Origin of the sequence: Shewanella sp. SM74 (assembly GCF_025653725.1) — a bacterium.
Lineage (GTDB): Bacteria > Pseudomonadota > Gammaproteobacteria > Enterobacterales > Shewanellaceae > Shewanella > Shewanella oncorhynchi.
Genome location: NZ_JAKKRZ010000012.1, coordinates 1 through 24,510 on the forward strand (window position 1 = coordinate 1; position 24,510 = coordinate 24,510).

Sequence of the window (24,510 nt, forward strand, 5' to 3'; positions counted from 1 at the left end):
AGCCAGCCCTCTGATGAGATGGTTATTGATTTTCGAGAACATTTTGCCAATTGAGCGGCGACGTTAACCAGACGGGTGGTACGGCGAGGATCACCCAGTGCCGCCGAAGAGAACACAGATTTAGCCCAGTCGGCCGCATGATGAAGAGCAGAAGTTAGCATGATCGTTACCATGTTGGGAGTCACATGGAAGATCAGATCCTGGAAAACGGGAAAGGTTCCGTTCAGGGCGCTACTTGTGTATAAGAGTCAGGCACTAAGTCAGCAGGGGCAATCACCTCGCTTTCCTGTAAACCTACGGCGAGTGAAGGCACTTTGGCGCGAATAGTCTCAATACTGCCAAGCTCAGCACTCAAGCCATTAAGCTGGTATCGCGTTGCAAACTGCGCCACTTGCTCGGCAAAGGATTGGTGATTGACCTTCTCAAGCACTTGCCCTAAAAGTGAATAACCGAAGTTGGAGTATTCAAATTGGCTTCCCGGCTCGAATCGATTGGCCTTACCCAGTTTATCGACACCCGATGTATGCGTTAGCAGTTGGTGCAGCGTAATCCGCTCGTCATATCGACTGGAATTAAGTGCATCCGCACTTGGATTTACACCTGCATCCATGCCTTTTAGCGCCTTATTCTTCCCTTCAGCATCACCAAAAAGATAATGATTAAGCGTTTGAGTTAAATCAAGTTTCCCCGCATCGAGTGCCTGCAATATCAAGGTTGCAGTAATCTGCTTAGAGAGCGATGCCATCACAAAGCGCGAATCTTGACTAATACCTTCACCCTTTTGCAGTTCAAGCTGCGGCTTGCCCTGCTCAAGCAGGATAACACTACCACTAAATGGCTGCGGCGAATCCTTTATCGCGGTTTGGATTAAGGTCTTGATCTCCGCCACCTTCGATACTGAAGATGCGGTTTGGCTTTCAACGGCAATCGAGTTACTGCCTTGCCCGATTTGCTCTTGTTCAGCACCTGTTTCTAATAACAGACCAAAACTATTGGCACTTGGGAATAATAAAAAACCAGTCAACAGGGTACTGATAACACTCAAACGCATGGGTTATCCTTAACGTAATTAACAAATAATGCTGCCTGCTAGAAAAAAGCAAGCTTATCACAAGCGCTTTTTATGGATAATACAATTTAATCTTTACAATTGAATTATAAAGGAAATATTCCATATAAAAATGACACAACAAAGTGATACCTAGGGCGACGAAGCTAATCCGAGCAGTATAAACCAAGTGGCAGTCTGCCCCAGTTTGTAGACTGAATATCTCAAGTTGCAGCGAATACACATTCAAAATGGCTATAAAACGACAATAGTAATAATTATCGCACCTAACATATATAAGCCTGCAGAAAGTGATATCGATTTTAGTGGGCTAAACTCCTCAACTTCCAACGTCTGTATATCTTCAATTTTGACTAGTTGCCCTTCTCCCTCGATATGCTGTTCCGTTGCACTTTCGACTTGAAATTCCATTTGTTCGCCAGAGATTGTGGTGACTTTGACCTTTTCACCTATGTAGCTGGATACCGATTGAGAATCCAATTTAACTTCATTGAGTGAAGAGCATGCGCTGAGGGAGAAACAGATAAGTGATACTACTGCTAACTTTTTCAAACAAGCCTCCTAATCCCACAACTATTACATCCATGATAAGTTATACCTCTAGACATAAGCATTTAGGTATAAGCTACTCAGCTTACGGAGTTTCGCCCACAAGTTAAAGAAACCTAGGCTAAATCCACTTAAATTAAATCCTTTGGATGAGGTTAAATAGCGATCAAATGAGCACTGAACTCATCGATGCGGTTAAAGTCAAAGATACGCTTGCTGTTAAGCGCATTATTGCCAATGGCGCTAATCTTGAAGGCGTGGACTATGGCGGGATGACGGCACTCTTGCATGCCTGTGAGTTGCAGTCTTTTGAACTGCTCAAATTATTGGTGGATGCGGGGGCCGATGTGAATCATCCAAACTCGCAGGGGTATCATCCGCTCGATATTGCTTACTGGCAGGGTGAGTTTCGCATGGGATGCTATACCGCTAAGAGTGAGCGCATGGTGAGCTATTTAACCCGCCACGGCGGCAAATCCTTTAGCTAGGTGAGGAGCTAAATAGCATCAAAATGCGAAAGCTAAAAACTGCGAAATGATAAAAAGCCCTATAAACAAAAATCGCGTTAAGCTGGGCCTAACGCGATTTTTTATTACTCACTTACAACCTAATCACCAAAGTCATCGAGTAGGATGTTTTCTGGCTCAACGCCTAAGCTTTCAAGCATCTTAATCACTGAAGAGTTCATGATTGGAGGACCACACATGTAGTACTCGCAGTCTTCTGGTGCCTTATGATTTTTAAGATAATTCTCATAAATGACATTATGGATAAAGCCAGTGTAGCCAGTCCAATTATCCTCAGGCAATGGCTCAGATAACGCCACATGCCAGACGAAGTTGTCATTCTCGGCCGCTAGGGCATCGAAATCCGCTTGGTAAAACACTTCACGGGTTGAACGGGCGCCGTACCAGAAGCTCATTTTACGTGTGGTTTTCTTACTCTTAAGCTGATCGAAAATGTGTGAACGCATAGGTGCCATGCCCGCACCGCCGCCGATAAACACCATTTCCGCATCGGTTTCCTTCACAAAGAACTCACCGAATGGACCAGAAATCGTCACTGTATCGCCCGCTTTTAGGTTGAAGATGTAAGATGACATCTTACCCGCTGGCACATTGGCCGATGGCGGCGTCGCAATCCGCACGTTCAGCATAATGCGGCCCTTTTCATCGGGATAGTTGGCCATAGAGTAAGCGCGCAACACTTCTTCGTTGACGGTCGAGACTATATCAAACAGGCCATATTTGTCCCAATCGCCACGGTATTTTTCAGGAATATCAAAGTCAGCGTATTTCACCACATGGGCTGGCGCTTCAATTTGAATATACCCCCCCGCTTTAAAGCGAACATCTTCACCTTCGGGTAACTCAAGCAATAACTCCTTGATAAAAGTTGCCTTGTTATCATTAGAGATCACCTGACATTGCCACTTCTTCACCCCAAAGATTTCTTCGTCGAGCTCAAGTTCCATATCGGTTTTCACTGAGACTTGGCAGGCGAGACGACAACCTTCTTTAGCCTCTTTCTTGGTGATATGGCCCATTTCAGTCGGCAGAATGTCACCGCCGCCCGATTTGATTTTCACTCGGCACTGACCACAGGTTCCGCCGCCACCACAGGCAGACGGAATAAAAATACTCTGACTCGCCAAAGCGCCGAGTAACTTATCACCCGCGGCAACTTGAATGCTTTTTTCGGCATCTTCGTTGATGCTGATCGTCACTTCACCCGTAGCCACTAATTTCTTTTTGGCGATTAGAATCACTATCACCAATAGACAGACCACTAGCGTGAACATGCCTATGCCAATTGCCATTTCCATCGTATTACCCTTTTCTAGCTCTTTTCTAAAAAGAATCTGGTTTCACTTTCTCAATTCTTGGCTCGCCTACTGTAGCTTTACAGCGAGATCCCTGAGAAAGACATAAAGCCCAGCGCCATCAAGCCTGTAGTAATAAAGGTGATACCAATACCTTGTAAGCCTTCGGGAATCGCGTTGAATTTCATTCTTTCGCGCAGTCCCGCCAGCAGTACAATCGCCACCGCCCAACCAAGACCCGAGCCCATCGCAAACACCACTGACTCACCGAAGTTGTAATCACGGTTCGCCATAAAGATCACCCCGGCAAAAATCGCGCAGTTCACTGTGAGCAAAGGTAAGAAGATCCCAAGGGAGTCATACAGGCTAGGAATGTACTTATCCAAAAACATTTCAAGGATTTGCACTAACGCCGCAATCACACCAATGAAAGTGATCAGTTGCAGGTAACTTAAATCGATACCGGGTAATCCCGCCCAAGACAGTGCGCCAGGTGCGAGCACTTTGACGTAAATCAGCTGGTTTAACGGCACGGCTAAGGTCATCACCACAATCACAGCGACACCTAGACCAAAGGCGGTTGACACCTTTTTAGACACGGCCAAGAAAGTACACATGCCCAAGAAGAACGACAGCGCCATGTTGTCGATAAAAGTGGCCTGCAAAAATAGATTTATATAGTGTTCCATATCTGCTCCTTAACCCCGTTTCCGCTGGATCACATTGATAGTCCAGATCAACACACCAATCAGGAAGAAGGCGCTCGGTGGTAACTTGAACATCTCGTTTGGTAAGTACCAGCCGCCATTTTCGATGGTGGTGAACACAGGGTGACCGAATAAATTACCCGTCCCTAACAGCTCGCGTACAAAGGCGACGCTGATCAAAATCAAGCCATAACCTGTCGCATTACCAAGCGCATCGACGACCGCTAAATGCGGTGGATACTTCATGGCGAAGGCTTCTGCGCGGCCCATGATGATACAGTTAGTGATAATTAACCCAACGAATACAGAAAGTTGCTTAGATAACTCATAGGCTACATCCTGCAGAACCATGTCGACGATAATCACCAAGGAGGCGATAACCGTCATCTGCGCGATAATCCGCACACTGGTCGGGATAAAGTTACGGATGGCAGAGATAATCAGGTTAGAAAACACCAACACAAAGGTCACTGCCAGTGTCATCACCACAGCGGTTTGCATTGAGTTACTGACCGCCAGTGCCGAACATACGCCCAGCACTTGCATTGCGACGGGGTTATTGGCAAACACTGGCCCCGTTAACATGTCACGCATGGATAAAGTGTTGCTCATTTTGCCTCTCCCAACTCACCTTGCAATTCACCCTGCGCTGCCGACGCTTTCAGCTGGTTGAAGAAGGTTTGAAAACCTTCAACGCCAAACCAAAACTCCATTGCGCGCTGCACGCCGCGGCCCGTCATGGTCGCGCCACTCACCGCATCCACACCGTGAAGATCGCCTTCTTTAACGCCACCCTTTACAAGACGTATCGCAAATTTGCCTTTTTCATCAAATAATTGCTTCCCCTTCCACAACGATAACCAATGGGGATCGGTCACAAAGTCGCCGATACCAGGGGTTTCACCGTGTTCGTACACAACTAGCCCTTTAATGGTGTTGAAATCGGGTTCAACCGCCACATAACCGTAGATCATCGACCACAGACCTTTACCGTAGAAAGGCACAACCACGCTGTCTAACTTGCCGTTGGCATCGAGCACTTTAAACACGCGGGCATCGTTCGCACGGGTTTTAATCTTGGCAATATCTTTTTTCGGCGCACTTGAAGTCTCAGGATTAATTGCCGCCATACGCTCATCGAAATCGAGGACGTTAGCGTCTGAGTCCACCTTGCCTGTGTCTAGGTTGATCAATAATGGCTTAACAGATTTAGCAAAAATCTCTCTAAACTCATTGCCCTGACCTAAGTTCACATCGGCGGCCATCAACACATAGCGCTGCACTTCGTCACGTTTTTTGGCGACTTTACGTTCTTTCAATATGCCTGCTGTGCCTGTGATCATAAAAGAGCACAGGAGGCAGAGCGTGATGGTGAAGATCATGGTCCCCACCACAGTATCTTTCTTAAATACCATGACGTTTTAATCTCCGTTTGATGTTGGCGCGGGCTACCAGATAATCGAACAGCGGCGCCCAAAGGTTGGCGAACAGAATGGCTAACATCACGCCCTCAGGCATTTTGGGGTTAGCGACACGGATAAGCACAGTCATAAAACCAATCAAAGCACCGTAGGCAAACTTGCCTTGGCGAGTGTACGAAGTGGTTACAGGATCGGTGGCCATAAACATCATTGCTAGCGCAAAACCGCCAGTGACAAGATGCCAAGTCCACGGCATTGCCATCATTTGATTGCTGCTAGAACCGATGTAATTACACAGCGTTGCTGTCGCTATCATGCCCAGCAACACACCGAGCACAATGCGCCAATCCGCTAAGCGGCTGATCAGCAATAATGAACCGCCGATCAAAATCGCTAAGGTGCTGGTTTCGCCAATCGCGCCCACGGTAAAGCCAAAAAAGTTGTTCCACCAGTTAGGATCGCTAAAGGCGCTAAACCAAGAGTAATCGGCAAAACTCAACTTGCCCGCTGCGGTTTGTGCCAGCGCTGTTGCACCAGAGAAACCATCAACGGCAACGAGCTGTTTAATGGTTGAAACTTCAGATGGATAGGCGAAGTAGATAAAAGCCAAGCCCGCCAGCGCAGGGTTAAGGAAGTTATATCCCATGCCACCAAACAGCTCTTTAGCCACGACCACACCAAAGGAAATCCCCATGGCCACCAACCACAACGGTGTTGATACTGGCAAGATTAAGGTAAACAGCAGGGCCGTCACGAAGAAGCCTTCGTGCAACTCTTGACCACGAACCCGCGCAAACACCACTTCCCAAAACAAACTGGTGAGCAGTGCTGTCAGGTAAATCGGCAGATAAAAACTAAGACCATAGAGGAATAAACCTAATATCCCAGTGTCTTGGCTAAGGCTGCCAAACAGGGTATTAAAGATTTCTAACTTCCAAATATCTGGCGTCGATAATCCTCCTGCGAGCGCAAGCTGTGCCTGTAGGCCAATGTTATATAGACCGAATAAAATGGCGGGCAGTAAACACAAACCGACTAGCGTCATGGTACGTTTCACGTCAATCGCGTCACGCACATGTACTTGGCCCTTAGTGCTACGACCATTGGCAATGACGAGTGAGCGCAAAAAGCCCTTCATCGACTTACCCGTTGCGTAGTACTCTTGTTGTAAATCAGAGGCGTCCTGTAAATCAGGTTTTTTCACTTGTTTGGTCATTAACCTTCCCTCTCAATAACATCTAGACAGGCACGTAATTCTTTACCAAAGTCATATTTGCCGGGACATACGAAGGTACACAGCGCCAGATCTTCTTCATCTAACTCCAATGCACCTAAGGCTTGTGCCTCGTCGGTATCACGCACCACTAAGTCTCGAACGAGTAAGGTGGGTAAAATATCCAGTGGCATCACGCGATCTAACTGACCAAAAGCCATCATGGCGCGAGCTGAACCGCCCTGATGAGTCGTAAACTCGAACAATTTAGTCGCACCAAACAGACGTGATGTTACGGCACGAGTGATGGAGAATTTGTCAGAACCACCGCGCACCCAAGGGAGAACATGGTGCTGCGAATCTTCGCTCAACACTGACACTTGGTTGTGGAATCGGCCTAAAAAGTCATGTACGCCCGCCGCGGTATGGCCAGATAACACAGATCCCGATACCACGCGGTTATGGCCAGGTTTGATTTCATCACTCACTAAGGCACTTAGCTCAGCGCCCAATTGAGTGCGCAGTAAACGCGGGTTCAGCACGCTCGGGCCACCTAAGGCGACGATGCGGTCGGTATACAACTCACCGGTTTGGAATAACTTGCCGTAGGCAATCACATCTTGATAACCGATATGCCATACCTGACGCTCTAAACTCACTGGCAAAGTAAAGTGAATATGAGTGCCCACTAAACCCGCAGGATGAACACCATCAAAACGGCGCACCTCAAGTTGTGGTAATGCTTCTTTAACAATCGCTTCGCCCTTATCCTGGCACAGGTAAACCTTGCCTTCGGTTAAACGGCTCAACACCAGCAAGCCAGCTTTAAAAGCTTCGGTTTGCTCGGCGATGATCAAACGCGGATCAGCGGCCAGTGGATTAGTATCGATAGCGGTGACGAAAATACCTGCTGGCGTGCTATCGAGCGCAGGCACGCGCGAGAAAGGCCGAGTACGCAGGGCAGTCCATAGACCACTCTTCACCAACTGGTCTTGAACGGTTGGTCGAGGGAGAGCGGCGATGTCTTGATGGATATCGAAAGAAATCTGCCCATCGCGGTTTTCACCGTCATCACAACGAATGACGACTGATTGTAGAATTCGACGCTCACCGCGGTTAATCGCTACGACTTGGCCACTAGCGGGTGCAGTGAACAACACACCAGGCGTTTTTTTATCTTCAAATAGGGCTTGGCCCTTTTGAACAAAATCACCCTCTTCGACCAACATCGTCGGCTTAAGCCCAACGAACTCTTCTCCCAGAACAGCCACTTGGGATGGCTTAGCACCGAGTTCAATGACCTGTCGCGGCTCACCAACAATCGGCAAGTCGAGGCCTTTTTTGATCGTTACAATTTGGTTTGAAAAATCTGCCATCACAAATATCAACCATGAAAAATTTTTAGATAAATTTAGGGTAGAGATTTGTTAACGCAGATTCCGATATTGGCGTCACATTCCGCTGCAAATTCGTAAGTTAGATACGTAAATTTACGCAATTTTGTGACACAGATTCACATCCTTACTTGCTGTAATCTGCAAATGTAGTTTTATAACAATTTATTCATAAATACGTCATTACTGATTTAGTAGTACCTAAGGTTTACAAAAATAAGCAAAAATCTCCATTTCAGTGCAGTAAAGCGCTAAAACCGTTAAAAGAGCAACTCAGCGAACAAACTTCAGCCAATGGCATGCCTCAAAATGGGGCAGGATGGCTAAACTTGCTGGCTATTTTTAGCGCACTAACATTTCAACCTATGGTTTAACCTTTGCTTTACAGCAAAAGCTTGGTAGCCTCAAACTAAGAGAGTTTCCGTAGGAGAAATAGATGGAATACAGACGCATACCGCATTCTAATCTTGAGGTCAGTAAAATTTGTTTGGGCACTATGACTTGGGGCGAACAAAATACCCAAGCCGAAGCGTTTGCACAGCTGGACTACGCCATAGGCAATGGCATCAACTTTATCGATACGGCGGAAATGTATCCCGTACCACCTAAGCCGGAAACCCAAGGGGAAACCGAGCGTATCCTAGGGCAATATATTAAGGCCCGCGGTAACCGAGACGACTTAGTGATCGCCACTAAAATTGCCGCACCGGGGGGTAAAAGTGATTACATTCGCAAAAATATGGCGCTGGACTGGAACAACATCCACCAAGCGGTCGATGCATCTTTAGCACGCCTCCAAATAGACACTATCGACCTTTATCAAATCCATTGGCCTGACCGTAATACCAATTTCTTTGGTGAACTGTTTTACGATCAACAAGAGCATGAACATCAAACACCGATACTTGAAACCCTAGAAGCGCTCGCCGAAGTGATCCGCCAAGGTAAAGTGCGCTATATCGGTGTGTCGAACGAAACGCCTTGGGGCTTGATGAAATACCTGCAACTCGCCGAAAAACATGGTTTGCCGCGTATTGTGAGTGTGCAAAACCCCTATAACTTGCTTAATCGCAGTTTCGAAGTCGGCATGAGCGAAATCAGTCACCGCGAAAACTTGCCATTACTGGCCTATTCGCCACTGGCCTTTGGCGCCTTGACGGGAAAATATTGCAACGACCAATGGCCTGAAGGCGCGCGCCTGACCTTGTTTAAGCGTTTCGCCCGCTATACAGGTTCGCAAATGGCTCTGGAGGCTACAAAAGCCTATGTCGATTTGGCCCGCGAGTTCAAACTCACGCCCTCACAAATGGCGTTAGCTTTTGTTAACTCACGTAAGTTTGTCGGCTCCAATATCATAGGTGCCACCGACTTATATCAACTGAAAGAAAACATCGACAGTTTAAAAGTCACCTTATCGCCAGAGCTATTAGTACGATTAAACCAACTGTCCGATCAATTTAGATTACCTTGCCCTTAGCCCCTAGGCTTAGTCGGCGAGTTGTTTGAATGACTGACCAATAGCATCGGGTCAAATCCCCCTGATGCTATTGATTTCAAATAGCTTTAGAGGCATAACTTTTTACCTTTATATCACCTCATCAATGCGCTCTCTCCTCCATTCAATCAAAAGCTACCTATTACTTAGTCTTCTTTATCTTATCCCTCCGGCTTAGCAAAAGGTCATCGTCTTCAGCTCCACGAGCTCACCAGCGCCAGGCTATGCGAGAAGGCTGCAATACATGGTCTAGGTTACATTCGGATACAGAGTCCTTTTAAGAAGTGAAATATAGTGGCATCACAGTCACTAGACAGATGTCTTAAGGATCAAAAAATGAAAAAACTTTGCTTTGTAATCACAAGTGTTTTGATGTCAAGCCACGCTCTTGCTGAAAGCAATACCTACATTCGTAACGGTAATATCTATAGTCATCAAGATCAGTTCTTTGCTGGCGCAGGTGTTGCTACTGGTAGTCAGTTTTATAAGGGTCAAGATCACCAGACAGGTGCCTACCTCAATGGCGGCTACCACGGTGAAGACTTCAACGCCGATCTGTCCGGCATCAACTACCGCTTTTTAGGCACGAACGATAGTGCCGTTAATTTCAGTATCTTTGCCGTTGCCAATCCTGGCTTTGATGCCGATGATGCGGATATTTTAACGGGCATGAAGGATCGTAAATTCAGTGGCGATCTGGGTTTAAACGCCGACATTCATTTAGGAAATGGCACGCTATCAACTAAATTCCAACACGATGTCACCAATATTTATGATGGTTTTCAGGCCGATATCACCTATTACCATCCAATAAATGTAGGCTTCGGTGATCTGGTGCCTTATGCGGGTGTGCACTACTTCAGTAAAGACTTCGCAAACTACTACACAGGTGTGACATCATCTGAAGCTACGGCGCAGCGCCCTGCCTATCAAGCCGACGGCACCTTTGCCTATAAGCTAGGCTACGCTTTGGTTATTCCAGTCACTAAGCATTTAGATATTACTCAAGCCACAGGTTACTCGCACATAGGTGCCAACATGGCAGACTCTCCGCTAATAGACAGTAACAACCAGTGGGTTACTACCCTTGGCGTGAACTATAGCTTCTAAACAACCTGACGAGACAAGACCATGACACTTATCAGAAAAACGTTTTTATGTGCTGGATTAGCTCTGATGCTTTCAGCTTGTGCCACTTCCTACGATACCGAAAAGCAATTTTGGTCTTTCGGTAAAGGATTTGAAACCGCACAGATTGCACCCGATAGCTGGCAGATAAGCTTTGTTGGCAATACCAACACTGACCGCGCATTGGCCCGAAAGTACGTCATGCGTAAGTCAGCAGAGTTATGCAAACAAGCGGGTTATAACTACTTCACTTTTACTCACGAACAAACCGATCGTGATGCAATTGGCCAGTTTGGAGTAGGAGCGAGCGCGAGTAAGGATATCTTGTGGGGGAGTTCGACGATGAATCAAGAAACCTCTGTCATGGTCGAAGTCACAGGTTTACATAGCAAGCCAGAAAATGCGAGTTCCCGCATCTATGAAACAGATTACATACTTAACAATGTCAATGTGAAAAGTTAATTGCTCATCAAAAATGCACCAGTCTAGATTCTCGTTAGGTATCAAGGCTGGTGCGTTTTATTTATAAATCCCCCTGTTCTGCACCAATTCGTTAGGCACTCATTCGTATAGTGAGTTGAGTCATTCTGCCTCTATCTCTAAATCAACTCAGCAGATTAGATGACGCAGGTTTAGCCGCATTGCTCGCTTCAGCTCATGTTAAAGAAACAGACAAAAACGGCTAAAACCTCGCATTATACCAATCGTATTAAACCCCAACTTTAAACTTCAGCCTTGAATTTTAGTGACATGCGAGCCCCACCTAAGTCAGGAGCACGGCCAATACGTAATGGGGACCCCATCCAACAACCAATTCTATCGACAATCGCCAGACCCATGCCATGACCGGAATTTCCGCGGCTGTGCTGACCACGCACAAAAGGTTTAATCACTTGAGCAGATTCCTGTTCATCTATGCCAGGGCCATCATCGTCAACGTGTAACCACGCAATCCCATCTTCCGATGCCAACATCAGCCGGATATTGGCACGGCCAAAACGCAGCGCATTACTGAGCAAGTTATTCACCTGCATTGACAAGTACTTAGGATCTGTTTTGATGTTCAACGGTATTGGGCAGGTGATGAGTTCCACTGAAAACCCTGAGTATACTTGGCCTTGATACTTTTCCAGCAACCAAGTATTAAGCTCAATAGGTTGCCAATCAGGCTGGATATTCGCCTCATCGAGGCGGGCATAGCTGAGCAGTGTCATGACCAACTCTTCCATAGTGTCCAGATCGCGGTTCAATCGCTGAAAATACTTCACCCTAAGTTGTTCGCTTTGGGTTTCTTCTAACGCCGCAATACCAAATCGCAGCCGCGCAATCGGAGTTTTTAAATCATGGGAAACTGCCCGACTAAGCAATTTATTGTCATCGATCAATTGCTGGATGCGATCTGCCATGCGATTGAATTCGCTTTCTATTGTGCCTATATAGGACGCTTTACTGACCACAATTCGCTGCTGTAATTCTCCCATACCAAATGCTTGAGTCACCTTACTGAGATTAACCAGTTGGCGGATTAAAGGAGACACCCACACCAATAAAATCACCACCACACCGCCATAAAAAAGCATGGTATACAGCTTATTCGCGTTAAAACTCACATCGGCTGGCGTCACTATCTGGGTATTGATATTCAGCACCTGACCCGTTTTAGGCAATAAATAGTGCAAAGAGATGCCATCATCGGACTCCAGCAGTAATGATTCCCCTGAATAAAACTCTGTCTTTAGGGCTGAGGGTAAGACAAAATCCGCTTCATTCACCAAAGACAATTGATCTGCATTTCGCTGATTCCAGTTGTCTATAAACGCATTATTTGGGGCGGGATCGTTATCTAAGGTTTGCGCCAGTGAACCGCCCAGCAGTTTTAATGCCGCGAGGTGAGTTGCTGGGCTAGGCGTTTCATTATCAGGATCAATAAGTGTTGCAAACTCACTTATCGACCAGCCTAGGCTGGCAATGGCCACCAGCACGACCAGCACCAGAGAAGTCATTAACTTCTTCATAAAGCTTGCTCGGCCTCATCGCGGCAAAACAAATATCCCTTGCCACGAATGGTTTTGACTTTATAGGGCTGACTCAACGCTTCCTGCAACTTCTTGCGTAAGCGCGATATGCGAATATCCACCGAGCGGTCTAGGCCATCGTATTCAATGCCCCGCAGTTGGGCCACCAATTCATTGCGACTCACTATCGTGCCCGCCTTCAATGCCAGCAGCCACAAGACATCAAACTCATTGGCATTCAAATCCAGCGGCTGTTTATCAATAGTGACTGATTTTGCCGTCGCATTTAACACTAAAGAATCAAACACTAATTGCTGCTTTTGCTCCTCATCACTCACTCGGCGTAACAAGGCCTTTATCCGCGCTAACAGCACCTGTGGTCGAATCGGCTTAGTGAGGTAATCATCAGCACCGGCATCTAACCCGCGGATTTCATCGCCGTCCTCAACGCAAGCCGTCATAAATAAAATGGGCCCAGTATAAAATGCCCTGGCCTCCTTACACACATCGAAGCCATTCTTAACGGGCATCATCACGTCGAGTAGCACTAAGTCAGGCATCTCATCGGCTATCATCTCTAAGGCAAAATCACCTTGGCTGGCCACTGTGACTCCGTAACAGTGATCCAGTAAATAATCACTGATCCACTCTGCCAGTGAGGTATCGTCCTCTACGACTAAGATATGCTTTGCAACTGACATATTAGAATAACCTCCAACCGGACTGACTCTGTTTAGGGGCCTTATAAACCCATGTCACGACCACTTTAACTTGTGCGAGCGGTTGTACATCATCATTACGGATAAGACTAAAAGTCGCCGTTTTATCCCCTTCAAAACTATATTGATATTCTTGCAAAGCTTTGCCAGTCCAGCAGGTTAACTGGTGCTGACGATCTGTCAGTATGAGGCAGTACTCGCCGCTCGCGGGTGTCTGCCATCGGAACAATACATCTTGGTAGCAAGTTTGCCCTTTATGCAGTGCAATGCAGCGTTCTGGGGTCGCGGTAAAAATAACGGCATCATCCTGACTCCAAGCCAAAAAAGGCGTGCTCAGCATCACAACCGCTAACAATTGATTAAATAGGTTCATGCCCTCCTCCTAAAACACATAGCTAAGAGAAGCATTAAAATACGATGTATAACTCGCTTGATTGAAGGGACTGTCGGTCACTTCTTGGGATAACACATTGAAGCGATACATGGCCCGAAAGACAAAATTTTCACTCAGCGGATAGGCAACCCCTAACTCCATGCCGTAACTGAAAGAGCTATCCGGCCGATACTCAGGAAAGCGTTCAGTGGCTTCTTCTTTACTGATCCCAAAAAGATAGCGATTCAAGGTGGCAGATGAGTAACCTACGCTCCCCAATACGTGAAAATTCCAATTACGAACCTGCCAGGACTTACCCAATCTAGCAGAACTTTGAATACCTTGATCATCATAATAATCAGATACTAACCTATACTGAAAAACATAGTTATCGCCCCAATAACGTGTGGCACGAAAACCGGCACCAACATAGAGAGAATCTTCCGATAGTAGATAAGCATTGCGGCCAGCTTCATCCAGCGTACTGGGATCCACATCAGGACGGGACCAAGAACCTTGTAAGTTAGCCAATAGCAGTTCTAATGACCAATCCTCTGAACTCCAAAGATTAAACCCCAGATTAATACCATCTTGAGATTGATGGATCATCTCAACAAACAGCCCTTTGTACTGGTACATGCCACTGACTAACAGCGACAACTGTGCAGAACCAGAATCCGTTTGCCGAACATCGACTTGATTAATCCCGTAAACACTCATGCCCAGCTCAAAATCACCGCCGTCAGCAAGGCGATTAGTTCCTCCAGTAACACTGCTCGCAATATCTGATGCTGCAGCGGTTCTAGGAAGAATGCTCAGCGTTAACACAAGAAGCCAAAGAATACGCATGCCCATTTAATTCACATTTTTAGACGTTATTTAGCGCTACATATTACAACAGTTTGTTGCAAGTCACTGCACAACCAGTATCATTTTTACGGCAATTGTGTGTCGGATAACAAGATAGACCTATATCCCAAACAACTTGAATCCTGCATCTTCAAATTGTTTGAGGATATACTCACCTCACATTGAGTTAAGGCACAAATGAGGCTCAAGCTAAGATGAAGTGGCGCAGTTAAGTTAACCGCTGTCGTCGTTAGCACACTGAATTATGGGCTAATACATTTAAACAACTCGCACCTTAAACTGCTGCATCGTTTCCCTCAATGAATTAGCCTGCTTAGACAGTGACTCACTGGCTTTCGCGGTTTCGTTAGCGCTGCTGAGTACCAACTCACCCGAATCACGAATCGCATTAATGCGCTCACTAATATCTTCGGCGGTCACGGCTTGCTCCTCACTGGCGGTCGCGACTTGAGTATTAGCCTGAGTCAGTTCAGTCAACGCATCTAAAATCTCAAATAGGTGCTGCTTGGCTTGATTAACGAGCAGTGATGACTCACTGATTTGCTTATCGTTATCGGCGAAGGATTCGACTGAGGATTTGGCGTCTTTCACAAGTGTTTGGATAAGATCGCTGATCTCCTGCGTGGCCGTTTGACTGCGCGTTGCCAATGCCCGCACTTCTTCGGCAACGACAGCAAAACCACGACCTTGATCTCCCGCCCGCGCCGCTTCAATCGATGCATTCAAAGCTAATAAGTTCGTCTGCCCAGCTATCGCATCGACCACAGAAACAAAGTTGAGGATTTTTCCCGTACTCGCCTGAACCTGTTGAATAAGTTGATTCGAATACTGGGCGCTGGCAACCAACTGCTTCGATATTTTTTCGCTCGCATCGACAACCTCACAACTTTCTTTCACTTTATGCTCAGCTTGTCCCGCTGAATACGAAGCGGTTTCTGCACTACTCGCCACTTCAGTGATCGTTGCTGCCATTTGGGTCATAGAGGCGGCGACTTGGTCTGTGTTATCCTGCTGCCTCAACATAGCCTCACGATTATTCTCGGCCACCGCATTAAGCTCAGTCACCATAGAGGCAATTTCTTCACTTCGAGCAATCACTTGGCCAACAGTTTTACTTAAGGTCCACGCCATTTGATTCATACTGACGGTAAGTTCACCTAATTCATCCTTGGAATCGACGTGTAACTCTTGATTAAAGTTGCCCTTTTCCATCATGGCGGCAGAATTACGTAACCGATTGATAGATTTGACCATGTATTGACTGCAAACGATGCCAATCAATAATCCTATGACTAAAGACACTATCGAAATAATCGTTAAGCCATAAATCGCCCTAAGCTCTTCTTCCTCTGTTACAGAAACTGCAGCTTGAGTCATCAGCGCTAAACGTTCTACGAATTGACTTAGCTCAGCATTAAACACATTTTGCGCTTCCTCTAAAGATTCAACCCGCTTAGCTAAAGCGGTATGGTCTTCTTTTTGCTGAATTCCCGAAATAACGGTGCCAAGCAGGACTTTATAATCTGCAAAATGTTGAATGATCGTGTCAATATCTTGATTTAGCTGCTGTGTTTTCTCACGTACTTGAGGAGTTTTAGCGTTTTTTAATGCCTCTCCAAGCATGGTTTGAGTCGAGAGCAACTCCTTGCTAATGTCTTCATTGTGCTGAACAACATCCGCAATAAAAGCCGCTAGAATGAGTGGGCTGGATACGGCGTCAACATCCGCGGCACGAAACGCTTTTTCTAGAATGACAGAGCTTTCAAGCTGCTTAATGGTGATGTCAGTCGATAGCCTGACTAATGGAATATTCTCTTCTGCAATGCCATGAATTTCCTCCGATACACGCTGCATCTTCAACAGACTAAATCCAGACAAAATCAAGATCAGCACTAACATCACCCCAACGAGGGCGATCATCTTATGTTTAATCCGTAAGTCTTTTAAAAGCTTCACCATAAAACTACTCTCCAGCAAAACACTGACAACGAAGGACGTCCAATTTAGGATAGTCGGAGTTTTAACTTTAGGTGGATGAATTAAGCGTAAAGTATTAGCTGAATTTAAAAGAAAAACTTAAACATTAGAAAAATCGCATCATAGCTAAGCTCAATGATGCGTTAGAGTCTAAAACCGTTTAAGGCGTGCGAAATATCTATTAGGCAACAGTTTGAACAGACCTTAGTGAAATTAGGCGTTCAATACCACTGTCCGATACCAACGCCTCAACAAACCGCTAAAACTTGCATTCACATGGCAGATCACAGAAGATCCCATGGCCTTTTTCATTGCCCTTAGCCTCGCCCATGACTCAACCTGCATCGCCTACGCCAAATACTGTGACTAACACAGCGACGAATACAATGGCTGACATTGAAACATCCCATGCCTCGGCGAATGCTATGCCTGATACCACAGTGACACTTGGCTCATCTGAAGCATATCAGCAAAATGCTCAGATTCGGTCGCAATTCCCAGCGTTAAATCAAATGCTTGATGGTTATCCCCTATGTTATCTCGACACAGCAGCCACCAGCCAAAAGCCGCAAATGGTGTTAGATGCCATGGCAAAGTTTTACGCTAATGACAATGCGAATGTACACCGTGCTGCACATCAGTTATCAGCGCGTTCGACCTTAAGCTATGAGAAAGTGCGCGATCAGTTGCAGCAATTTTTGAAGGCAAAACGCCGCGAAGAAATCATTTTTACCCACGGCACCACAGAATCAATCAACTTAGTCGCCTTTGGGCTGACTGCCCAATTAAACGCTGGCGATGTGATATTAATCGACGCCGCCGCTCACCACGCCAATATCGTGCCTTGGCAGGAACTGGCGAAATGCACAGGGGCAATCATTAAACCAATCCCGCTCTGTCAGGATTGCCGCTTAGATATCAACGCCTATAAAACCTTGCTCGAGTTAAAGCCTAAAATCGTCGCCCTATGCCATGTTTCCAACGCCCTAGGTACAGTCAATCCCGTGACTCAGCTAGTGCAGTTAGCGAAAAAACAAGGTGCCATCACCTTAGTTGATGGTGCGCAGGCAGTGGCGCATTTAACGCTGGATGTGACTGAAATCGATTGTGATTTTTACGTCTTCTCGGGGCATAAAATGTATGGTCCCACTGGTGTTGGCGTGCTTTACGGCCGTTTCGACGCGTTAGATAATCTCGCGCCACTATTAACTGGAGGCGAGATGATTAAACGCGTGAGTTTTGAGGCGACAGAATTTGGCAACCTGCCGAATCGCTTAGAAGCGGGCACACCGCCGATTGCTGAAGTCATAGGTTTGGGCGCGGCCATTACATTTTTACAAACCGAGCTCATGCCGCAGGTTCAAGCTTATGAAGCAGAACTAATTAACTATTTACAAAGCCAATTGCGCGCGCTCGGTGAAGTGCATTTATACGGCGCCTTTGATGACAATATCGGTGTAGTCGCGTTTAATCTTGCCGGTGAACATCACCAAGATGTAGGCATTTTACTGGACCAACAAGGGGTTGCCGTTCGTTGTGGCCATCATTGTGCCATGCCATTAATGCAGAGCCTGAATCTTAAGGGCTGTTGCCGCGCCTCTATCGGTATCTACACCAATAAAGACGATATCGACCGCTTTATTGCCGCGTTAACCTCGGTAAAAGACTTGCTGCTGTAATCCAGCATTTAACGACTGAACCACGCCATTCATACGCTCAAATAAGTGAGACAGGATTTAGCCCTATGACAGATTCAATCATGCCTATGCCAAATGAGGCCGATTTTCACTATTTAGTGCAAGATGCCGAAACCTTACTGGCGCGTTTTACCAATGCACCTAACTGGCAGGAAAGATATCGCCAAATTATGTTGCTAGGGAAAGACTTACCAAGTTTAAGCCCTGAGCTTCGCATCGAGGCCGCTCAGGTCAAAGGCTGCGAGAGTGATGCGTGGATTTATCATCTAGAACAGGCTGGCAGGCACTATTATTTAGCCGACAGCGATGCCCGCATCGTTAAGGGATTGATCGGATTATTGCTTGGTGCCTGCCATGGCAAAAGCCGCGCTGAAATCCAAGCATTTGATCCTACAGCTTACTTCAAACAATTGGGCCTAGAAGGTCAGCTCAGCCCATCACGCACCAACGGCCTTAACTCACTGGCAAAAGCAATGGTTGAAGCCACTCGATAATCATAACCCGAGGGTTTTCATTTACTGCGACAAGCGATAATTGAAACCACTCGGCAACAACAAATAATCACAACTCTAGCTCAGGGGCAAAGGCCAAAAAAGGGATTTAATCAAAGACTTCTACGCCCTAAAAAGGTATAAAGAAGTTACATTTGCGTTATTGATAGGAACCGAGCATGCCCATCAAGGCAGTCAATCACTACCGTCGTACACTCCTTAAAGGTCTTGGCGCAGCAACTCTGTTAAGCCCACTCGCCAGTTTACCTAGCTTTGCCGCCGCACAGAGGCGGATATATGTCGATGGTTTATCTTTCCTTCCCGATGACTTAAGTGATGTAACCGCCGCTAAACTCGATGCCTATCTTTGCGATATTTCGGCTATTGAGACCATAGAACAAGCCGATGGCACTCAAAACTACAAACGCACTTATAAAGCTTGCATGGAAAGCATTAAGCAGGCCGCTAAACGGGTGAGCGATCATCCCGATATTTTACTGCAAGGTCTGAGGGGGAGAGATATTCAACGTGCCCGCGACAGCCAGCGCACTGCGGTATACTTTCAAATCCAAAGCGCAGATTGTGTCGAAGAAGACAGTGAAGCTAACCAGTGGGCGCGGGTAGATGAGTTTCATCAACAAGGGCTACGCGTATTGCAACTCACCCACCATTACGGCAATACCTTTGCCGGTGGCGCCTTAGATAATGATGCCAGTGGCGGACTCAATAAACCACTCACGGCCCACGGGCACGAGCTTATCGCCAAACTCAATCATTCCAATATCTTGATTGATGTGAGTCACTCCAGCGCTCAAACCGCTTTAGATGTCGCAAAAATCACTAAATCACCCATAGTGCAAAGCCACGGCGCAGCGCGCGGTATAGTCAACCATGCCCGTTGTTCCCCCGATGAAGTGATCCGCGCCATCGGCGATAGCGGCGGCGTATTCGGCGTATTTATGATGAGTTTCTGGCTTACCAATAATGCCGTGCCCACGATTGATGATTATATTCGACAACTGGAATACGTTATGCGTGTTGGTGGAGTGGACTGCGTGGCAATCGCTAATGACTTCCCGCTCCGAGGCCAAGAAAACCTACTGGCACTCGGCAATGACAACGCCAAAGGCATTAAAGAATATCAAGAATGGTGGTACAGCCTGAGGGCGAAAGGCGTGCTAGGTTTTGATGCAGAGCCCAGACATGTAGTGATCCCCGAGCTGAATCATATCGATCGCATGAGCCGTATCGACGATGCCTTAGCCAAGGCGCGCTTTAAATCTACCGACCGCGACCGTTTTATGGGTGGTAACTGGCAAAGAGTGCTCAACAAAGTGCTACTGTAAATGCCATTGTTTTATCGTCATGTTTAATTTACTTTGTCGATAAATTTACTGACTTATCAGCTCATTTCAGTCTTGGATATTCTATGCTGACCACACTCGCTATTTTCAATTATCGCTCTCTGCGTGAAATCGTCTTGCCCCTAGGGCAACTCAATTTGATCACTGGGGCGAATGGCAGTGGTAAATCGAATCTATACAAGGCACTACGTTTACTCGCACAAACGGCGCAAGGCGGCGTTGTCAATGCTTTAGCCCAAGAAGGCGGACTCGACTCCAGCTTTTGGGCGGGACCAGAAAACCCCACCAAAAGTATGCTAGCGGGCGACACCGCCATTGAAGCCACCGTCAGGCAAGCGCCAAAACGCTTAAAGCTCGGCTTTGCTGGCGAGGACTTTAGCTATCTTATTGAACTCGGTTTACCTAAACCCGACGCCACCACGCTGTTTGGCTTAGATCCACAAATCAAGCGCGAAGCCATTTGGAACGGACCTAAGTATCGACCCTCAACGGTATTGGTTGAGCGCCGTGGTCCTATGGTAAAGAGTCGCAGTGCTGACGGACAAGGCTGGATAACCTTAGGCGCACACCTGCAAAGCGGCGACAGTATTTTTACCGAACTTGCCGATCCAGAGCGCAGCCCTGAAGTGCTAAAACTTCGCGATAGTATCCGCGCATGGCGCTTTTACGATCACTTCAGAACCGATGCAGAAGCGCCAGCCCGTCGTCCACAATTAGGTACAGCCACGCCAGTATTGCACCACGATGGGCGCGACCTTGCATCAGCAATTCAAACCATTTTTGAGATAGGTGATAAAACGGCTTTTGACCATGCGGTCAGCGATGCGTTTCCCGGTGCTGAGGTTCGCATTGAACCTCAAGAGGGCGGCATTTTAGTGCTCGCATTTCATCAGCATGGTTTATTAAGGCCACTCAATGCCAGTGAATTGTCGGATGGCACCCTGCGCTATTTGCTGTTAATCGCCGCCCTGCTGACCCCAAGACCGCCAGAGCTTATGGTGTTAAATGAGCCAGAAACTAGCCTACATCCCGACTTATTACCTGCGCTTGCACGCTTAATCGCTAAGGTATCGGAAGAGTGCCAGTTGTGGGTGGTTTCCCATGCTAATCGGCTTATTAATGCCTTAAGCCAATTTGAACACTGCAATACCTTGGCCTTAGACAAAACCTTAGGCCAAACGCAGATCCAAGGCCAAGACTTACTCAATACACCCAGTTGGCTATGGCAGAATCGTTAACCTGTAGCCTTAGCCTTAGCCTTAATCAATCGTAAAATACCGCAAGCCATAGGGTTTCTGAACTTATAGAAGTCGAAGCGACTCGATGTTTTTGATGGGGCGGAATCGTTAAGTAATCACCAGGAGTTAGCGTAACGGGTTCACCTTGTTCAAATTCAAGCGTCGCCTCACCTTTGAGCAGCATCACCCATTCATGCTGAGTTTGATCGTACCATTGACCTTCGGACGTAGATTGCCCATTGGAAACGATGCGTTCTATGGTCACAGTATTATTACCCGCCAGTTTTTCAAAAGTTTCCGCCGATAAATCTGTGGGTAATTTTGCAAAAAAGTTATCAAGCATTTTGTCTTTATTCCTCTGCTTTTATTAATGTGCCACTCTGATTAAACGGTATTTTGAGCAATCAAGCATTGAGAAACGAATCCATAAACCGCTATGATATGCGCACAGAAATACTCAGTTGCCATGAGTATCACTCAGATAAGCTTAATGTTTTACATATGGATATGGAGATTTCCCCCAATGTCGTTGTTTCGCGCACTCAAAGCCAAGTTATTTCCCTCAAACCAAACTAGCCGCGATCCAAAAGACATTCATCTTCAAACTGAATCACAAACACTCAGCCAAGAACAAGATTTAACGCAGGAGCCGTCAGTCGCTGCACCGCTATTCCAGCGCTACTTCAGCTTAAAAATCCATGCGACAAAGGCAGACGCAACTTCTTGCGAAGAAAATGCCGACCACGGCTTAACTCTCTATCAGTATGATACGCCTCAAGTCATAGAACTCTTGGGCTGGGAAAACGCCAATGAATGCTGCGACTTCCACCATACCGAATTCGACCGCCTCGAAATCAGCAATCAATTCCCTTTCCCCGAGCAGCACTTTTGGCTCGACAAGGTAAAAGTGTGCAGTATCACCCCAAAAAAGAACAGCCAAATAAAGGCGTTGTGGCAAGTTGAGCTTAACAATCTCGATACATTATTGATAAGCCACTTTACCCTCGATGCTGACAATATAGTGCAAGGCGATATTCAAGATTACGCCAGCCTAACAGGCCAACTGCACCGCACTTTTCACCAACTCAATACTGAAGATGGTGCGGGTATACTTAGAATCATCACCCAAAGCCCAGGGCTTACCCAAGCCGTCGATTCAAACTATTTTGGCGAACGTAATGGTGTGACCCGCCAATTCAATGCCCTAGGTACCCTGTTATTTGAAGGCAACTTTATTAATGATCAGCAACTTGGAACACAAACGTGGTACGACCATGAGGGCAAGATCAATCAAATAGAAGATCGCCATCCCCAAGGTCAATTTATTCAATACTTTTATGGCAATGGTCAGCTTAAAGAAACCGCCGAACAAGATAGCAATGGCTATTATATCAATACGTTAACTCGCTACTATGAATCTGGACAAATACAGCTGATCCGGCCCTTAGTGCAAGATGTTATCCACGGAATTGAAAAACAATATTACCCTGATGGTTCACTAGAAGCTGAAAGATATTACAACCAAGGCTATGAATATGAAGCCGTTTGGTATCATCCCAATGGAGCAATTAAACAAAAAGTGTGTAACGATGTGACGGGTAAAGTCATTGAAGAGTTTTACGACTCAGGTAAGCCTGCATGGCGTGAACCCTTCAATACCGAAGGCCAATTACATGGCGAACATGTAAAATGGTATCCCAATGGCCAAATTGAAGAAAAAATCTATTTTGAGGATGGCAAAGAACAAGGCATGGCCCTTTGGTATCATGACAATGGTCAACTCGCCCTTGAGATCTATCTTGAAAAGGGACTCAGGGAAGGTCTATTTAGAAGCTATTATAAAAGTGGCGTGCTTTCGGCCGAAGGCCAATATAAAAATAATCTCTCGGTAGCCCCTTTTATTGAATACCACGAAAACCAGCAAATTCAGATGTACTTACCGCACACACAGGGCAACCGTGATGGCACTGCTCGCTGGTTTTATGAAGATGGCACGATACGTACAATTTCTGAATATGAAGTTCGTGATGGCCAAGGCTACCTCAAAGAGTCCAGCTTTTATAATAACAAAGGGATCCTCGAATCCTATCAGAGTCACTCGAATACCCGCTGCGGCTATAATCTTGATAATAATCAAAGGGAATACTATCAAGAAGGTATTGCCGATACTCGCATCGAATATTATGAAGGTGGTGCCATTCGCTGGTTACTCACCCGTACGCAAGGGGATTTATTTAGCTCTAAATCCTTGTCCCCTCAAGGTTTAATTTTAGAAACTGGCACAATCCAAATTACTAATGGTCGTTACCTCGATATCGGCCATTGGCAACGTTTTACGCCCCAAGGACAAGTGTACCGCGAAGCCTGGCTAGATGAACAAGGCCAACTGATAGAAAGCCGTCACTACTTTGATTTTCATGAAAATATAGCAACTCAGGAAGATGAAGAACCTGAATGGGATAGCCCAGAAAATCCTAGTTATGACTATGATGAAGACGATGCTGATGGGCAAAGTAACGGACCAAATAACCGTTCGGATAACAGCGAACATCATGCTAGCAATAGTAGCAATAACGCATATTTATCTCGTCAGAAGTATCACGCACCCAATGGCAATACCACGACAAAACAGCGAGAAGATAAAACAATAGCAGATGTCACCGCTCACACCCAAGAACCCATATTGGCTTATCACTTAAAATTTGATGATGAAAGCAAGCTTTATGCAATGAAACGCTATCATCCCAATCGCCAGATTGCCGAAGAAGGTAATTTACAAATTCAGGGACAGGAGCAATTCTGGGTCGGCATTCACAATCAATACGATGAGCAAGGCAAACTCAAGCTTTCCGAAACCTATACTATGGCGGGCGAACCGATAGAGCACTCCACTAGCACAAGTAGGATAGTGTTAAATTAATCAAGCAGATTTGAATCACACTCGATAGCGAGGATAGGTAAGCCCAGA

General features: G+C 46.3%; 23 protein-coding genes and 1 pseudogene. 9 read left to right on the forward strand and 15 right to left on the reverse strand.

Features of this window, described 5'->3' with window-relative positions:
- The 3 genes and pseudogenes from L5M49_RS13335 to L5M49_RS13345 form a co-directional block, all read right to left on the reverse strand.
- Positions 1-161 (reverse strand): transposase (locus L5M49_RS13335; RefSeq protein WP_263266308.1); only part of this gene is annotated, 161 nt, incomplete at its 3' end.
- Positions 162-247: 86 nt separating this feature from the next.
- Positions 248-1,051, reverse strand: a pseudogene (locus L5M49_RS13340) (serine hydrolase domain-containing protein); the annotation flags it as partial.
- Between the two features lie 252 nt (positions 1,052-1,303).
- The gene (locus L5M49_RS13345; protein WP_263266246.1) at positions 1,304-1,621 is read right to left on the reverse strand and encodes a hypothetical protein; all 318 of its coding nucleotides are present in this window, start codon (positions 1,619-1,621) and stop codon (positions 1,304-1,306) included.
- Between the two features lie 167 nt (positions 1,622-1,788).
- On the opposite strand from L5M49_RS13345, the gene L5M49_RS13350 reads away from it, so the two are divergent.
- Complete coding sequence (locus tag L5M49_RS13350) at positions 1,789-2,106, forward strand: ankyrin repeat domain-containing protein (RefSeq protein WP_263266247.1); 318 nt, start codon at positions 1,789-1,791, stop codon at positions 2,104-2,106.
- A 119-nt stretch (positions 2,107-2,225) separates the two neighbouring features.
- Here the strand turns inward: L5M49_RS13350 and nqrF are convergent, their stop codons facing one another.
- The 6 genes from nqrF to L5M49_RS13380 form a co-directional block, all read right to left on the reverse strand.
- The gene (nqrF, locus tag L5M49_RS13355; protein ID WP_105250115.1) at positions 2,226-3,443 is read right to left on the reverse strand and encodes an NADH:ubiquinone reductase (Na(+)-transporting) subunit F; all 1,218 of its coding nucleotides are present in this window, start codon (positions 3,441-3,443) and stop codon (positions 2,226-2,228) included.
- A gap of 77 nt (positions 3,444-3,520) precedes the next feature.
- Positions 3,521-4,129, reverse strand: a complete 609-nt coding sequence (gene nqrE / locus L5M49_RS13360) for an NADH:ubiquinone reductase (Na(+)-transporting) subunit E (protein WP_105250116.1) — start codon at positions 4,127-4,129, stop codon at positions 3,521-3,523.
- 9 nt (positions 4,130-4,138) lie between these two features.
- Positions 4,139-4,759: an NADH:ubiquinone reductase (Na(+)-transporting) subunit D gene (locus L5M49_RS13365; RefSeq protein WP_028761892.1), complete on the reverse strand. Its 621-nt coding sequence runs from the start codon at positions 4,757-4,759 to the stop codon at positions 4,139-4,141.
- Complete coding sequence (locus L5M49_RS13370; protein WP_131523704.1) at positions 4,756-5,562, reverse strand: Na(+)-translocating NADH-quinone reductase subunit C; 807 nt, start codon at positions 5,560-5,562, stop codon at positions 4,756-4,758. The genes L5M49_RS13365 and L5M49_RS13370 overlap by 4 nt, the downstream gene beginning before the upstream one ends.
- Positions 5,552-6,784: an NADH:ubiquinone reductase (Na(+)-transporting) subunit B gene (locus tag L5M49_RS13375; protein ID WP_028759366.1), complete on the reverse strand. Its 1,233-nt coding sequence runs from the start codon at positions 6,782-6,784 to the stop codon at positions 5,552-5,554. The genes L5M49_RS13370 and L5M49_RS13375 overlap by 11 nt, the downstream gene beginning before the upstream one ends.
- Positions 6,784-8,157, reverse strand: coding sequence for a Na(+)-translocating NADH-quinone reductase subunit A (locus tag L5M49_RS13380; protein ID WP_105250119.1), 1,374 nt, complete (start codon positions 8,155-8,157; stop codon positions 6,784-6,786). The genes L5M49_RS13375 and L5M49_RS13380 overlap by 1 nt, the downstream gene beginning before the upstream one ends.
- A gap of 454 nt (positions 8,158-8,611) precedes the next feature.
- Here L5M49_RS13380 and L5M49_RS13385 point away from each other — a divergent pair, with 454 nt between their 5' ends.
- The 3 genes from L5M49_RS13385 to L5M49_RS13395 all read left to right on the forward strand — a co-directional run bounded on the left by L5M49_RS13385 (position 8,612) and on the right by L5M49_RS13395 (position 11,260).
- Entirely contained in the window at positions 8,612-9,652 is a 1,041-nt protein-coding gene (locus L5M49_RS13385; protein ID WP_168824823.1) for an NADP(H)-dependent aldo-keto reductase, read from the forward strand.
- Positions 9,653-10,006: 354 nt separating this feature from the next.
- Complete coding sequence (gene ompV, locus L5M49_RS13390; protein WP_168824821.1) at positions 10,007-10,780, forward strand: outer membrane protein OmpV; 774 nt, start codon at positions 10,007-10,009, stop codon at positions 10,778-10,780.
- A 21-nt stretch (positions 10,781-10,801) separates the two neighbouring features.
- Complete coding sequence (locus L5M49_RS13395) at positions 10,802-11,260, forward strand: CC0125/CC1285 family lipoprotein (RefSeq protein ID WP_028761861.1); 459 nt, start codon at positions 10,802-10,804, stop codon at positions 11,258-11,260.
- Between the two features lie 260 nt (positions 11,261-11,520).
- Here L5M49_RS13395 and L5M49_RS13400 read toward each other — a convergent pair whose 3' ends face one another.
- The 5 genes from L5M49_RS13400 to L5M49_RS13420 form a co-directional block, all read right to left on the reverse strand.
- Complete coding sequence (locus L5M49_RS13400) at positions 11,521-12,813, reverse strand: ATP-binding protein (RefSeq protein WP_263163808.1); 1,293 nt, start codon at positions 12,811-12,813, stop codon at positions 11,521-11,523.
- A complete protein-coding gene (locus L5M49_RS13405; RefSeq protein ID WP_263266248.1) occupies positions 12,810-13,514 on the reverse strand; it encodes a response regulator transcription factor in 705 nt (234 codons plus the stop codon). Before L5M49_RS13405 ends, L5M49_RS13400 begins: the two co-directional genes overlap by 4 nt.
- A 1-nt stretch (position 13,515) precedes the next feature.
- A complete protein-coding gene (locus L5M49_RS13410) occupies positions 13,516-13,905 on the reverse strand; it encodes a DUF3019 domain-containing protein (RefSeq protein WP_131523708.1) in 390 nt (129 codons plus the stop codon).
- A 9-nt stretch (positions 13,906-13,914) separates the two neighbouring features.
- Positions 13,915-14,754, reverse strand: coding sequence for a MipA/OmpV family protein (locus tag L5M49_RS13415; protein WP_028761859.1), 840 nt, complete (start codon positions 14,752-14,754; stop codon positions 13,915-13,917).
- 279 nt (positions 14,755-15,033) lie between these two features.
- Entirely contained in the window at positions 15,034-16,734 is a 1,701-nt protein-coding gene (locus L5M49_RS13420; RefSeq protein WP_263266249.1) for a methyl-accepting chemotaxis protein, read from the reverse strand.
- A 347-nt stretch (positions 16,735-17,081) separates the two neighbouring features.
- Here L5M49_RS13420 and L5M49_RS13425 point away from each other — a divergent pair, with 347 nt between their 5' ends.
- From L5M49_RS13425 to L5M49_RS13440, 4 genes are all read left to right on the forward strand, one after another.
- On the forward strand, positions 17,082-18,431 hold the full coding sequence (locus tag L5M49_RS13425) for an aminotransferase class V-fold PLP-dependent enzyme (protein WP_263186643.1): 1,350 nt from the start codon (positions 17,082-17,084) through the stop codon (positions 18,429-18,431).
- A gap of 65 nt (positions 18,432-18,496) precedes the next feature.
- Positions 18,497-18,943, forward strand: coding sequence for a SufE family protein (locus tag L5M49_RS13430; RefSeq protein WP_173246655.1), 447 nt, complete (start codon positions 18,497-18,499; stop codon positions 18,941-18,943).
- A 176-nt stretch (positions 18,944-19,119) separates the two neighbouring features.
- Positions 19,120-20,286, forward strand: coding sequence for a dipeptidase (locus L5M49_RS13435; protein ID WP_263266250.1), 1,167 nt, complete (start codon positions 19,120-19,122; stop codon positions 20,284-20,286).
- Between the two features lie 83 nt (positions 20,287-20,369).
- Positions 20,370-21,542: an AAA family ATPase gene (locus L5M49_RS13440; protein ID WP_173497297.1), complete on the forward strand. Its 1,173-nt coding sequence runs from the start codon at positions 20,370-20,372 to the stop codon at positions 21,540-21,542.
- Between the two features lie 25 nt (positions 21,543-21,567).
- Here the strand turns inward: L5M49_RS13440 and L5M49_RS13445 are convergent, their stop codons facing one another.
- Positions 21,568-21,885: a cupin domain-containing protein gene (locus L5M49_RS13445; protein ID WP_263266251.1), complete on the reverse strand. Its 318-nt coding sequence runs from the start codon at positions 21,883-21,885 to the stop codon at positions 21,568-21,570.
- A 180-nt stretch (positions 21,886-22,065) separates the two neighbouring features.
- Here L5M49_RS13445 and L5M49_RS13450 point away from each other — a divergent pair, with 180 nt between their 5' ends.
- Positions 22,066-24,462 carry a toxin-antitoxin system YwqK family antitoxin gene (locus L5M49_RS13450; RefSeq protein WP_263266252.1) on the forward strand — a complete coding sequence of 799 codons (2,397 nt, stop codon included), beginning with the start codon at positions 22,066-22,068 and terminating at the stop codon, positions 24,460-24,462.
- Positions 24,463-24,510: the final 48 nt, after the last annotated feature.

Bases quoted from the DNA above. Each gene is read 5' to 3' on its own strand.
- L5M49_RS13380 (WP_105250119.1), bottom strand. From the start codon at position 8,157: ATGGCAGATTTTTCAAACCAAATTGTAACGATCAAAAAAGGCCTCGAC.
- L5M49_RS13430 (WP_173246655.1), top strand. From the start codon at position 18,497: ATGACAGATTCAATCATGCCTATGCCAAATGAGGCCGATTTTCACTAT.
- L5M49_RS13410 (WP_131523708.1), bottom strand. From the start codon at position 13,905: ATGAACCTATTTAATCAATTGTTAGCGGTTGTGATGCTGAGCACGCCT.
- L5M49_RS13395 (WP_028761861.1), top strand. From the start codon at position 10,802: ATGACACTTATCAGAAAAACGTTTTTATGTGCTGGATTAGCTCTGATG.
- ompV (WP_168824821.1), top strand. From the start codon at position 10,007: ATGAAAAAACTTTGCTTTGTAATCACAAGTGTTTTGATGTCAAGCCAC.
- L5M49_RS13405 (WP_263266248.1), bottom strand. From the start codon at position 13,514: ATGTCAGTTGCAAAGCATATCTTAGTCGTAGAGGACGATACCTCACTG.
- L5M49_RS13445 (WP_263266251.1), bottom strand. From the start codon at position 21,885: ATGCTTGATAACTTTTTTGCAAAATTACCCACAGATTTATCGGCGGAA.
- L5M49_RS13385 (WP_168824823.1), top strand. From the start codon at position 8,612: ATGGAATACAGACGCATACCGCATTCTAATCTTGAGGTCAGTAAAATT.
- L5M49_RS13415 (WP_028761859.1), bottom strand. From the start codon at position 14,754: ATGCGTATTCTTTGGCTTCTTGTGTTAACGCTGAGCATTCTTCCTAGA.
- L5M49_RS13420 (WP_263266249.1), bottom strand. From the start codon at position 16,734: ATGGTGAAGCTTTTAAAAGACTTACGGATTAAACATAAGATGATCGCC.
- nqrF (WP_105250115.1), bottom strand. From the start codon at position 3,443: ATGGAAATGGCAATTGGCATAGGCATGTTCACGCTAGTGGTCTGTCTA.
- L5M49_RS13365 (WP_028761892.1), bottom strand. From the start codon at position 4,759: ATGAGCAACACTTTATCCATGCGTGACATGTTAACGGGGCCAGTGTTT.
- L5M49_RS13350 (WP_263266247.1), top strand. From the start codon at position 1,789: ATGAGCACTGAACTCATCGATGCGGTTAAAGTCAAAGATACGCTTGCT.
- nqrE (WP_105250116.1), bottom strand. From the start codon at position 4,129: ATGGAACACTATATAAATCTATTTTTGCAGGCCACTTTTATCGACAAC.
- L5M49_RS13450 (WP_263266252.1), top strand. From the start codon at position 22,066: ATGTCGTTGTTTCGCGCACTCAAAGCCAAGTTATTTCCCTCAAACCAA.
- L5M49_RS13440 (WP_173497297.1), top strand. From the start codon at position 20,370: ATGCTGACCACACTCGCTATTTTCAATTATCGCTCTCTGCGTGAAATC.
- L5M49_RS13370 (WP_131523704.1), bottom strand. From the start codon at position 5,562: ATGGTATTTAAGAAAGATACTGTGGTGGGGACCATGATCTTCACCATC.
- L5M49_RS13375 (WP_028759366.1), bottom strand. From the start codon at position 6,784: ATGACCAAACAAGTGAAAAAACCTGATTTACAGGACGCCTCTGATTTA.
- L5M49_RS13435 (WP_263266250.1), top strand. From the start codon at position 19,120: ATGCCCATCAAGGCAGTCAATCACTACCGTCGTACACTCCTTAAAGGT.
- L5M49_RS13425 (WP_263186643.1), top strand. From the start codon at position 17,082: ATGACTCAACCTGCATCGCCTACGCCAAATACTGTGACTAACACAGCG.
- L5M49_RS13400 (WP_263163808.1), bottom strand. From the start codon at position 12,813: ATGAAGAAGTTAATGACTTCTCTGGTGCTGGTCGTGCTGGTGGCCATT.